The following is a 12128-nucleotide window of genomic DNA, read 5'->3' as shown; positions in this document are numbered from 1 at the left end:
GTTCGAGTAAAAGGCGATGCCAGCGCCCTGTAACTATCTAAATACTTGAACTATCAAGCTAGTTGGTAGTCTTGTTGCGTCTGCGGACAACGAAGACGATCGCCAGCGAAATACATATTGCCGCCGGAAGGTCTCCAATCTTCGAATATGGGGTGGGCGAAATCGCCGCAGGCAGGCGCGCATCAAGCACACCCTCCACACCAAGTCCGAGCTCTGCCACCGAGCGGCCCAGCGGATCGATCACGGCGGAGATGCCGGTGTTCGCAGCGCGAACCATTGGCAGGCCTTCTTCGATCGCCCGCATGCGGCTCTGTTGCAGGTGTTGATACGGGCCGGTCGAGATACCGAACCAGCCGTCATTGGTCAGATTGACCATCCAGCCAGGACGATCCTTCTGGATGACGATGTCATCGGGGAAAACAGCTTCGTAGCAGATCAATGGCAGCATGCTTGGAGCGCCGGGAACGTCCATCGCCTTGCGGCGGGCTCCCGGAATAAAGCCGCCATGAACTTTAGTGAGCTGCTGCAGACCGATTTTTTCGAGCAGATTCTGGAATGGCAAGTATTCGCCGAAAGGCACCAGATGCAGCTTGTCATAGACCGACAGGAAGGTGCCGTCGTGATCGATGACGAATATCGAATTATAGGCGCGTGTGACGCGCGTGCCGGGCGGCTGATCCGGCGGGCGCACGGCGCCGGTGATCAGCACGGTGCCTTTCGGGAGCAGGTCGGCAATCTGTGCCATCGCATCGGCTTCGCGCGACAGGAAAAACGGGAAGGCCGATTCCGGCCAGATCAGGATATTGGCGGAGCCGACACCGCTGTTCTCGGGCCCGGTGGAGCGATCGGACAAAGCGAGATATTTGCTCATCACATCCGCTTTGGCGGAATAGTTGAAGCGTTTGTCCTGCGAGATCGCCGGCTGCATGATGCGCAGCTTCACATTGGCGACGAATTGTGTCGGCGTGTTTCCAAGGCGGATGGCGCCATAGACACCCATCGCGATCAGGAGTGACAGTGCAAGTGCTGGCGCCAGCCAAGGGCGCTGGGTACGCGAACGGCCATCGATCAATGCGGCCGGTGACGCGAAGATCGCGATCGCGATGAACGTCATGCCCCACAGCCCGACCAGTGACATGGTCTGCGCCAATGCCAGCGGTTCGGTCAGCGCGTAGCCGAACGCATTCCAGGGAAAGCCGGTGAGCATATGTCCGCGCAGCCATTCGCCGATGGTCAGGCTGGCTGCAAGCGCGAGAATGCGCGACGCATCCCTGGTCCAGAGCAGGCGCGCCAGCGCGAAGCCGAGCGCCGTGTAGAGCGCGAGATAAGCGGGCAGGCCGCAGATCGCGGCCGGCAGCAGCCATGCGAATGTTTCGGCGTCGACGAGGAATGCGTAGCCGATCCAGTACAGCCCCGGCACGAAGTAACCGAAGCCGAACCACCAGCCGGCCATGGCGGCGGCTGGGATGCCGCGCATTTTGCCGGCGGCAGCGCCGTCGATCAGCCAGATGGCGATCGGGAATGTGACGAAGAGGATCGGCCAGGCATTGAACGGCGCCATTGCCAGCGAGGAGAATGCGCCGGCGACGAACGCGATGGCTGCACGCTTCCAGCCCCAGGCAAGAATGATGCTGAGTGCGACGCTGCGCAATTGTTTGGGGATCACGGCGTTCCCGCATTGTCTCCAGAGGGGGCGGATTCGCAGTGTCGGTGGATTGCGAATTGGCGGTATCGTTTGCTGTGCCACGCTTGCGCGGTTCGCGGACGCGCGGAGCAGGGCGCTCCTTGCGCGGACCGATGCGCAACCGCTTGACGCGGCGCGGATCGGCATCGAGCACTTCGATCTCGAATTCGCCGGGACCGGCGATGACTTCGCCGCGCACGGGCAGGCGGCCCACATGGGTGACGATATAGCCGCCCAGCGTCTCGACGTCTTCGCCGTCTTCGCCGGTCTCGAAGTCTTGCCCGATCAGCTTGCGCGCCTCTTCGAGGCTGGTGCGGGCATCGGCTATGAAATAGTCGCCTTGCTTGACGATCGAAGGCGGCTCTTCGCTGTCATGCTCGTCGTCGATCTCGCCGACGATCTGTTCGACGATGTCCTCAATGGAAACGAGGCCGTCGGTGCCGCCATACTCGTCGACCACGAGTGCGAGATGCAAACGCGCGGCCTGCATCTGCGCCAGCAGGTCGATGGCGCGCATCGACGGCGGCACATAGAGCAGCTTGCGGATGATGCCGGCTTCGATGAGGCTCTGTGCGAGATCGACCGCGCGCAGGTCGAGGCCCGCAGGCAGCACCTTCTTGCGCTTGGTCGTCGTCGCGGCTGCGGTAGGCTTGGTTTCCTTGGGCTCCTTGCGAGCCTTGATCGTCATATAGCCGAGCATGTCGCGGATATGGACGATGCCGACGGGATCATCGAGCGTCTCGTTATAGACGACGAGACGCGAATGGCCGGCGCTCTCGAACAGACTCATCAATTCGCCAAGCGAAATGTCCTGCTTCACAGCGATGATATCGGAGCGATGCACCATCACATCTGCGATGCGGCGCTCATTGAGGCCGAGGATGTTGCGCAGCATCGTGCGCTCGATGGTGGTGAAGCCGGTCTCTTCCGGCTCGGACGCGTCGAGCACCACCTGCAGATCGGCGCGCACCGATCCGGTCTTCCATCCAAACAGCGAACGAATCGCGCGCGTCAGCCAGTTCTCGGCAGCGGGGCGGATGACCTCGCCGTCATGGACGACTGCGGGCAGATTGTTCGTATTGTCGTTACTATCGCCCTCCGGCATGTCAGATCACCTCGCCTTGATTGGCATAGGGGTCGGGAATGCCGAGCGTTGCAAGAATCTCGCGCTCCTTCTGCTCCATTTCCTCGGCGTCTTCATTATTCTCGTGGTCATAACCGACGAGATGCAGGAAGCCGTGAATGGCGAGATGGCTGAGATGATTGGCGAATGTCTTCTCTTCGTCGTCTGCCTCGCGGCGTGTCGTCTCGTAAGCGATCGCGATGTCGCCGAGCATCATCGGCATGTCGTCGGGCACGTCGGCGCCTTCCGGCGGCTGCAGAGCGGGGAAGGACAGGACATTGGTGGCCTTGTCCATGCCGCGCCAATTGTTGTTCAGCGTGCGGATACCGGTATCGTCGGTGAGCATGACCGCGAGTTCGGCGTCGGCGGTGTCATCCTCGACCATGCCAGATGCAGCCTCGATGGCGCGATGAATAATCGCGTCGGCCTCAGGTTCGGCTGACCAGCAATCGGCGACGACGAGAACTTCGGTCGCGGGTGGGATATGGGTCGTCATGGGGTAATAGTTTTTCTCATCGACGGACCCTATCGCAGATCCGCCGTTCCTTCTGGTGTTTTGTACTACAGTCCTAGTTGGCAGCGACGCACGACCACCTCTCCCCGGTGGGGAGAGGTGGTCGTGCTCAAGCGGATGGTTTGGCGTTTTCGGCTCACGGCTTGTCCTTGACCGCCGTCAAAGGCTTCGGCGCTGCTTTCTCATAGGCCGCGACGATGCGGCCCACCAGTTCATGGCGAACCACGTCTTCACCCTTGAACTGCACCTGCGCGATGCCGGGCACGCCGTCGAGCAGCTTCACGGCCTCGGCAAGGCCGGAGACCTGTCCGTTCGGCAAGTCGACCTGCGACGGGTCGCCTGTGATGATCATGCGGCTGTTCTCACCGAGGCGCGTCAAGAACATCTTCATCTGCATGGATGTGGTGTTCTGCGCTTCGTCGAGAATGATCGCGGCATTGGTCAGCGTCCGGCCGCGCATGAAAGCGAGCGGCGCGATTTCGATTTCGTTGGCGGCAAGCGCGCGCTCGACGACGCGGGCATCCATCAGGTCATACAGCGCGTCATAGATCGGGCGCAGATACGGATCGACCTTTTCCTTGAGATCGCCGGGCAGGAAGCCGAGGCGTTCGCCCGCTTCCACGGCAGGGCGCGACAGGATGATGCGATCGACTTCCTTGCGCTCGAACAGCATGCAGGCATGCGCCACGGCCAGCCAGGTCTTGCCCGTGCCGGCGGGGCCGACGCCGAACACGAGTTCGTGGCTCTTCAATGCGCGGATATAGGAGTCCTGAGCAGCTGTGCGTGCGCGCACCGGGCGCTTGCGCAGATTGACGGCTTCGAAATTCGAGATCGGCTTCGACGGGTTTTTGGGGTCGAATGGAAACAGCGAGCCTTGTGCGAGCGTGGCGCGGATGGCGCCTTCGACATCGCCTTGCGCCAGCTCGATGCCCTGCGCGGCCTGCGTATAGAGCATTTCAAGCACCCGGCGGCCGGCGTCGCAGGCGTCGCGCGTTCCGGTGAGGGTGATGTGATTGCCGCGGCTATCGACGACGACGTTCAGTCGTCGTTCCACCAGCGCGAGGTTCTGGCCGTAAGGGCCGACCAATGCGGAGGCCGCACGGTTGTCGTCGAAGTCGATGACGACTTGCGTCTCGGCTGACGCGGTGAAGTCCATTTTGCGAGCAGCGAGCGTAGACGAATCCGATGCACTCTTTGCCAAGAATTCAGGCTCCCGTGGCGGTGAGAACAGGCTGCGATAACTCAGACGATGAAAGGGGTGGATGCGTGGCTGTGGCCAGCGTGCCGATCAGGCTGTAGCGCTCGAGGCTTTCGACCTGGACCGGAAGGATCTTGCCGATGATGTCCTCGGAGGCCATCACATGGGCTGGCTGCAGGAAAGCCGTGCGGCCGACGATCTGGCCGGGATTGCGGGCGGCACGCTCGAACAGCACATCGACGGTCTTGCCGACGGCAGCCTTGTTGAAGGCCGCTTGCTGGCTGTCGATCAGGGTCTGTAGCCGCGTCAGTCGCTCGTCCATGTCGGCCTGTGACACCGTCTCCTGCAACTCCGCAGCCGGCGTGCCCGGTCGCGGCGAATACTTGAACGAATACGCGCCAGCGTAACCGATTTGTGTGACGAGTGCGAGTGTGTCGGCAAAGTCCTGTTCCGTCTCGCCGGGGAAGCCGACGATGAAATCCGACGTAAAAGCAATATCTTGCCGCGCGGACCGGAAACGCTCGATGACCCGGCGATAGTCGGCCGCCGTATGTTTTCTGTTCATGGCCGCGAGAATCCGGTCCGAACCGGACTGCACGGGCAAATGCACGAAGGGCATCAGCTGCGGCAAATCGCGATGCGCTGCGATCAGCGTGTCCTCGACATCGCGGGGATGGCTGGTGGAATAGCGGATGCGGGCGATGCCGGGGATCTCGGCGAGGCGGAAGATCAGTTGGCCCAGCGCCCATGGCCGGCCGTCCGGGCCTTCGCCGTGATAGCCGTTGACGTTCTGGCCGATCAGCGTGATCTCGCGGACGCCATTGTCAGCAAGGCGCTCGGTATCCTCGATGATCTTCGCCACCGGGCGCGACACTTCGGCGCCGCGGGTATAGGGCACCACACAGAAGGTGCAGAACTTGTCGCAGCCTTCCTGCACCGTCACGAAGGCCGAGATGCCGCGGGCGCGAATCGCGGCCGGTTTCGGCGCCGGGAGGAAGCCGAACTTGTCCTCGACCGGGAAATCCGTATCTAGCGCGCGCTCGCCGTCGCGTGCCTTGGCGAGCAGCTGCGGCAGGTTGTGATAGCTCTGCGGGCCGACCACGACATCGACCACCGGGGCACGACGGATGATCTCGTCGCCCTCGGCCTGGGCGACGCAGCCGGCCACCACGACATTCATCTGCTTGCCGTGCTGGGCGGCTTCGGCCTTGGCGAGGCGCAGCTTGCCGAGTTCGGAATAGACCTTCTCGGACGCCTTTTCGCGGATGTGGCAGGTGTTCAGGATCACCAGATCCGCATCGTCGGCATTGGCTGTCTCGACGAAACCTTCAGGCGCCAGCGTGTCCACCATGCGCTGGGCATCGTAGACATTCATCTGGCAGCCGAAGGATTTGATGTGCAGCTTGCGCGGCGCGGTGGTCATGGAACCCAAACTGTAAGAAAAAGCGCGTCACGCGCGCGCAGCGTTCAATTATAGGCTCGCGCCCGATAAATCCAGCGTCAGCGGCAAAATATAATCGTTACAACGAGTTACGCCGGATCGAAGGCGCGTGCGCCGGGCGCGCCGGCCTCGATCAGCGCCGGAAGTTGCCGCATGTCGCAAAACACCAGATGGGCTCCGGTGGCCTGTAGGGCCCCTGCGGTCGACGGCCCGCAATGGGCTCCGCCATGGAAGCCAAACACTGTCATGCCCGCTGCCACGGCCCCTGAGACCCCATGGATGCTGTCCTCGATCACCACGCAGCGCGCGGGATCGACGCCCATCTGGGCGGCGGCAAACAGGAACAGGTCCGGCGCCGGCTTGCCGCGCTCGACCTGCAAGGCCGAATACAGATGCTCGCCGAAGTGATGGATAAGCTTGGTGGTGGTGAGGCTCGAGCGAATCCGCGTCGGCGTCCCCGATGAGGCCACGCATTTCTGCTGCGTGAGGCCCGCCAGGACATCGTCGATTCCGGGCACCGGCTGCAGTTGCTCGCCGAACACCCGATCGATGGTGGATCGCAGCGAGTCCGTATATTCGTCCGGCAGCACGCGCCCCATTTCGGATTCGACTTGCGCCCGCGCTTCGCGCGCCGAACGGCCCAGGAAGCGCTCATGCACCTGCGCGGCGGTAATGGCATAGCCGTAGGCCGTGAGCACATCTGCATGCACAACGCAGGCTAGCGCCTCACTATCGACGAGCACGCCGTCGCAGTCGAAAATGACGAGATCGAAGCTCACTGCTTGGACTTGTCCTCATCGAGCGGTACGCAATACAGCTCGAGCCGATGATCGACGAGCTTATAGCCAAGCTTGGCCGCGACTTCCGCCTGCAGCGCTTCGATGGCTTCCGACGTGAACTCGATCACCGTTCCATCGCGCAAATTGATCAGATGGTCGTGATGCGTATCGCGCATCGTCTCGTAGCGTGCGCGGCCTTCGCGGAAATCATGACGCTCGATGATACCCGCATCCTCAAACAGTTTGACGGTGCGATACACTGTCGAGATCGAGATCTTGTCATCGATGGCAACGCAGCGGCGATAGAGCTCTTCCACATCGGGATGATCGTCGGCTTCCGCCAGCACGCGCGCGATCACGCGGCGCTGTTCGGTCATGCGCATGCCTGTCGCAGCGCAGCGCGATTCAATGCTGTTCACTTTGGAAGATGTCGATTTCAAAATAGTCATAGCTCTGTTCTCGCAGTGGCTTCTTTTGCCACTGGCGCGGCGTCAGGACAAGTCGCGACGCATGATCAGGGCGTTCAATTCGGCGCCGTTGGCTTCCTTGTAATAGCGCTCGCGCTGGCCGACCACGGCAAAGCCGGTGCGATCATAGAGCCGCCGCGCCGGCATGTTGTTTTCCTCCACTTCGAGGAACACGGTGCGCACGCCGCGTCCGGCGAGATGGCCAAGATGGATGAGGAACAGGTCGCGTGACAGGCCACGGCCACGTTGGTCAGGCGATACCGCAACGGACAGGATTTCCGCTTCATCCGCGGCGATGCGCGATGCGGCAAAGCCGACAATGCTGCGGCCCTGTCGCAGCCGATGGATCAGCGTGTTGGGCTCGCGCAGCATCTGCTCGAATTCACCGTCGCCCCAGCCGCGATGAAACGATGCGGCGTGCAGTCGCGCCAGTTGCGCCGCGTCCTTTGGCGTTGCGGCTTCGACCACGGCGGGCGCAGTGCGGAAGAACGGGAACCAGGACGGCAGCGTCATGATGCCGGCTGCGTCTGATCGAGCGCACCCATCAAGCTCGATTGCGGTTTGGCGTCGGGCGCGCGCAGATAGAACGGCCGCGCCAGGGCCGTCTGTGGATCGACGGCGGCGCCGAGCCAAGCGACCCAGGATATCTCCGGTGCGGGTTGCTGATCCACCGCTACCGGCGCAGTCGCATCGGCGGGCCAGTGCGCCGCCAACATCTCCGCGGCGTTACCCACCAGATGCGGCGCTCCGAAGCGTGCCGCATCGATCGCATCGTCGATCGGGATGACGCAAGGGCGCTGTAGTGACGTGCCGTTTCCGCTCACCGCCTGGAAGTACACATGGTCGTGGCGTGCATCGATTGCAGCCATGACCGGCGCGTCGCCGTTCTGAGTGACGACGGGAGCCGCATAGGCCGCCAATGTCGTCACGCCGACCACGGGCTTGCCCGCCGCGAGGCCGATGCCGCGCCCGGCGGAGAGGCCGACGCGCAGACCGGTGAAGCTGCCCGGGCCTGTGGTGACCGCGATCCGGTCGAGTTCGGGGAAGCCGATACCGGATAGCTGCATCACGCGCGCCAGCAGCGGCATCAGCGCCTCGGCATGGCCGCGCTTCATCGGTTGCGATTCGTGCGCGATCAATTGTCCGCTGCGGGTGTCGAGAACACCGGCGGCACAGGCGTCGAGGGCGGTATCGATTGCGAGAATCAGCATGTCGTAGGCGTTCCGTCGAGCCGGGAAGGATACCCGGTTGTGTACCTATAGTATTCGAATGCGGGTAAGGCCATGCCGCATTCACCTGCGGCGAGCAATCCGGGGATGCCGGAGTCACTCAACTATAATATTTATCTTTACCGGCAAGGCATAAAGAAGTGCCGGAATGACAAGGCCAATTTCGATTCTGCGCGCGTGCGGGCCAGCTTGTCGCTGGCAATCCCGGTTCCAATTTAATCAATTTTTTGGACATCGATGACAGAAGGATACCAGCAGGCGCAAAGGTGTTCGACTCACCTTTGTCAGTCGGTCTGGTTGTGCATTTGACTAAACGATTTCCCGGGAAGCCATAAACAGAAAGTCTTTTCGATGTTGCAGTGGTTGACGAATCCAGCTGCGCGGAATGCGCTCGCCGAAACGAAGGCGATCAACAAGTCTTTCGCGCTGATCGAGTTCAACCTCGATGGAACGATCATCACCGCAAACGAGAATTTCCTGACGACGATGGGCTACACGCTTGCCGAAGTCGTGGGCAAGCATCACAGCATGTTCGTGATGCCTGGCAGCCGCAACAGCGCTGCGTATCGTGACTTCTGGGCAGTGTTGAATCGCGGTGTCTATCAAGCCGGTGAATTCAAGCGCCTGGGCAAAGGCGATCGCGAAGTCTGGATTCAGGGATCGTATAATCCGATCCTCGACGACAGCGGCAACGCTGTCAAAGTCGTCAAGTTCTGCAGCGATGTCACAGCGCAGAAGGTTCGCAGCCTGGAAGATCGCGGCAAGATTGCAGCCATCGAGCGCTCGCAGGCGATCATCGAATTCAAGATGGATGGCACGATCGTTTCGGCCAACCAGCTCTTTCTCGACACGCTGGGTTACTCGCTGGACGAAATACGCGGCAAGCATCACAGCATGTTTGTGACGCCGGCAGATCGTAACAGCGCTGCCTATGCCGAATTCTGGGCAAGCTTGAAGCGCGGCGAATATCAGGCCGCGGAATACAAGCGGGTCGGCAAAGGCGGCAAGGAAGTCTGGATTCTCGCGACCTATAATCCGATCTTCGATGAGGATGGCCAGCCGTTGAAGGTCATCAAATTCGCCTCCGATGTCACCGAGCAGAAGTTGCGCACAGCGAATTTCTCGGCGCAGATCGAGGCAATCGGCAAATCGCAGGCGGTGATCGAATTCAATCTCGATGGCATCGTTCTCAATGCCAACCAGAATTTCCTGAGCGTCATGGGATACGCTCTCTCGGAGATTCAGGGCAAACATCACAGCATGTTCGTCAGCGCCGAAGAACGCGGCAGTAGCGCCTATGCGACGTTCTGGGCGGCGCTGCAGCGTGGTGAGTATCAGGCCGCGGAGTATCAGCGCGTCGGCAAGAACGGCAAGCAGGTCTGGATCCAGGCGTCCTACAATCCGATTCTGGATTTGAACGGTAAACCCTACAAGGTTGTGAAATACGCGTCCGACGTCTCGGCACAGGTCATTGCTCGGATGAAGAGCGAGCGCGTGCGTGGGATGATGGAGTCGGTCGCTGCCGGTGCCGAAGAACTTAATGCCTCGGTGCGCGAGATTTCCGAAGCCATGACGAAGTCACGGGAGACGGCGATGTCAGCCGTCGGCAAGGTCGAGGTTGCGGACGGTCAGGCGCAGCGACTCGCTGCGGCAGCGCAGGCGATGAGCGGCATTGTCGAGCTGATCGGCAACATCACCGGCCAGATCAATCTGCTGGCGCTGAATGCCACGATCGAATCGGCCCGTGCGGGCGAGGCTGGTCGCGGCTTCGCCGTGGTCGCGTCCGAGGTGAAGAATCTCGCGACGCAGGCCAAGCAGGCGACGGATCGGATCTCCAGCGAAATCGGCAGCCTGAACGGTATTTCAGGCGATGTCGTCGATGCGCTGAACGCGATTAAGAGCGAAATTCAGCATGTCAGCGAGTATGTGACGGCGACGGCTGCTGCGGTGGAAGAGCAGAGCGTGGTGACGAACGAGATGTCGTCAAGCATGCAACGTGCGGCGGAAGAAGCTGCGAGCATCGGAAGGTAGTTGTTCTTTCTAACCTCTCCCCGTTCTTTACGGGGAGAGGTCGCCGCGTCTTCGCGGCGGGTGAGGGGCATGGCACGCAAGCTGCTGCATACACCGCTCTCTCGGATCGGAATTCTCACGACCCGATAGTATTTCGCATATGGAGAGGCCGTGCCCGGCCCCTCATCCGGCCACGCTTCGCGTGGCCACCTTCTCCCGCGCATGCGGGGAGAAGGAAGATCACATCGGCCGCACTTCCTGCACTTCCGGCACAAAATGCTTCAGCAGGTTCTGGATGCCATGCTGCAGTGTGGCGGTCGATGAGGGGCAGCCCGAGCAGGCGCCCTTCATGGCGAGATAGACGATGCCGTCCTTGAAGCCGCGGAAGGTGATGTCGCCGCCGTCATTGGCGACAGCCGGGCGCACGCGGGTCTCGATCAGGTCCTTGATGACATCCACGGTCTCGGCGTCGTTCTCGTCGAAGAACTCGTCTTCGTCATCGATATCGCCCGCCGGAGCGCTGCCATCGGCGAGCAGCGGCGCGCCGGACATGTAGTGTTCCATGATGGCGCCGAGGATCGCCGGCTTGAGGTGCTGCCAGTCGCTGTCGTCCTTGGTGACGGTGACGAAATCGGCGCCGTAGAAGACGCCGGTGACGCCCTTCACGGCGAAGAGCTTTTCGGCCAGCGGCGAGCGCGAGGCTGCGTCGGCGGTCGTGAATTCCATGGTCCCGCTGGTCAGCACATCCCGACCAGGGATGAATTTCAGCGTGGCGGGATTGGGGGTCGCTTCGGTCTGGATGAACATCGGTCTCTCCTGCGTCGCCGGTTCAAGGCCGGCGCGTGGGGTTGTGCCTAGCAGATGGCGATGAAAAAGGCACGAATCAAGGTTTCTAACCTCTCCCCGCTCTTTTGCGGGGAGAGATCAACCGGCGCAGCCGGGTGGGTGAGGGGCATGGCACATAAGAATCCGGTAGCGCAGGTGTTTCGGATCGGATCCGTGCGATCCGTGAGGTCTTGGCTGGGCAACCTGTGTGCCCCGCCCCTCATCCGACCGCGCTTCACGCGGCCACCTTCTCCCCGCGCAAGATGCGGGGGAAGGAAATCACGACAGCCCGTCGATATCCTGATCCGTCAGGCTTCCCGGCACCACGACCACCGGCACCGGGAATGTCCCGACCAGCTTCGCCATCATGGTGACAATGGGACCCGGTCCCTCGGCGCCCGCGGAAGCCGCCAGCACCAGCATGGAAATATCGACATCCTTGTCGATCACATCGAGAATCTGCTCGGTCGGCTCGCCCTCGCGGATCACGCGTTCAGGCGTGATCGCAGCGAGGCCATTGGCGCGGCCGGACGCGCGGTCCAGCGCCGCATTGGCGCCTTCCTCGGCTTCGGCACGCATGACTTCGGCGACGCCAAGCCATTGCTGGTTGCGATCTTCCGTCTCGATCACGCGCAGCATCACCACGCCGCCGCCGACACGCACGGCCCAACGCGCGGCGTAATACACCGCGCGATCCCATTCCTCGCTGTCATCGACGACCACGAGGCATTTCGGCTTGTGGCCGGTTTCATAACTACGTCGCTGAGTGCTCATGCATGTCCCGATGCTAGCTCTTCACCTCATGCTGCCACGGCGCATGCGCGTTCGACAAGCCGCTCGCAAGCGTGAGCTTGCGTC

Annotated in this window: 11 protein-coding genes and 1 pseudogene; 1 reads left to right on the top strand and 11 read right to left on the bottom strand. The window is 61.7% G+C overall.

Going from position 1 to position 12128, the window contains the following annotated elements; translation table 11 throughout:
• Positions 1-58: 58 nt before the first annotated feature.
• The 9 genes and pseudogenes from lnt to tsaB form a co-directional block, all read right to left on the bottom strand.
• Positions 59-1666 carry an apolipoprotein N-acyltransferase gene (lnt, locus tag RPMA_RS00260; protein ID WP_249225492.1) on the bottom strand — a complete coding sequence of 536 codons (1608 nt, stop codon included), beginning with the start codon at positions 1664-1666 and terminating at the stop codon, positions 59-61.
• Positions 1663-2789 (bottom strand): annotated as a pseudogene (locus RPMA_RS00255) (hemolysin family protein). The gene lnt and the pseudogene RPMA_RS00255 overlap by 4 nt, the downstream one beginning before the upstream one ends.
• 1 nt (position 2790) lies before the next feature.
• Positions 2791-3303, bottom strand: coding sequence for an rRNA maturation RNase YbeY (gene ybeY / locus RPMA_RS00250; RefSeq protein WP_211910965.1), 513 nt, complete (start codon positions 3301-3303; stop codon positions 2791-2793).
• Positions 3304-3457: 154 nt separating this feature from the next.
• Entirely contained in the window at positions 3458-4522 is a 1065-nt protein-coding gene (locus RPMA_RS00245) for a PhoH family protein (protein ID WP_211910964.1), read from the bottom strand.
• Positions 4523-4526: 4 nt separating this feature from the next.
• Entirely contained in the window at positions 4527-5942 is a 1416-nt protein-coding gene (gene miaB, locus RPMA_RS00240; protein ID WP_211910963.1) for a tRNA (N6-isopentenyl adenosine(37)-C2)-methylthiotransferase MiaB, read from the bottom strand.
• A gap of 107 nt (positions 5943-6049) precedes the next feature.
• Positions 6050-6739 carry an HAD family hydrolase gene (locus RPMA_RS00235; protein ID WP_211910962.1) on the bottom strand — a complete coding sequence of 230 codons (690 nt, stop codon included), beginning with the start codon at positions 6737-6739 and terminating at the stop codon, positions 6050-6052.
• A complete protein-coding gene (locus RPMA_RS00230) occupies positions 6736-7188 on the bottom strand; it encodes a Fur family transcriptional regulator (protein ID WP_211910961.1) in 453 nt (150 codons plus the stop codon). The genes RPMA_RS00235 and RPMA_RS00230 overlap by 4 nt, the downstream gene beginning before the upstream one ends.
• Positions 7189-7230: 42 nt before the next feature.
• Complete coding sequence (rimI, locus tag RPMA_RS00225) at positions 7231-7719, bottom strand: ribosomal protein S18-alanine N-acetyltransferase (protein WP_211910960.1); 489 nt, start codon at positions 7717-7719, stop codon at positions 7231-7233.
• On the bottom strand, positions 7716-8417 hold the full coding sequence (gene tsaB, locus RPMA_RS00220) for a tRNA (adenosine(37)-N6)-threonylcarbamoyltransferase complex dimerization subunit type 1 TsaB (protein ID WP_211910959.1): 702 nt from the start codon (positions 8415-8417) through the stop codon (positions 7716-7718). Before tsaB ends, rimI begins: the two co-directional genes overlap by 4 nt.
• A 369-nt stretch (positions 8418-8786) precedes the next feature.
• Between tsaB and RPMA_RS00215 the strand changes: the two genes are divergently transcribed.
• Positions 8787-10466, top strand: a complete 1680-nt coding sequence (locus tag RPMA_RS00215; protein WP_211910958.1) for a methyl-accepting chemotaxis protein — start codon at positions 8787-8789, stop codon at positions 10464-10466.
• A gap of 219 nt (positions 10467-10685) precedes the next feature.
• Here the strand turns inward: RPMA_RS00215 and RPMA_RS00210 are convergent, their stop codons facing one another.
• Positions 10686-11252 carry a NifU family protein gene (locus RPMA_RS00210; RefSeq protein ID WP_211910957.1) on the bottom strand — a complete coding sequence of 189 codons (567 nt, stop codon included), beginning with the start codon at positions 11250-11252 and terminating at the stop codon, positions 10686-10688.
• A gap of 297 nt (positions 11253-11549) precedes the next feature.
• Positions 11550-12044 (bottom strand): universal stress protein, encoded by a 495-nt coding sequence (locus tag RPMA_RS00205; RefSeq protein WP_211910956.1) that lies wholly within the window; start codon positions 12042-12044, stop codon positions 11550-11552.
• Positions 12045-12128 lie beyond the last annotated feature (84 nt).

Origin of the sequence: Tardiphaga alba (assembly GCF_018279705.1) — a bacterium.
GTDB classification, from domain to species: domain Bacteria; phylum Pseudomonadota; class Alphaproteobacteria; order Rhizobiales; family Xanthobacteraceae; genus Tardiphaga; species Tardiphaga alba.
The sequence above is the reverse complement of the archived record's forward strand: the minus strand, read 5'-3'. Positions and strand labels throughout refer to the sequence as shown.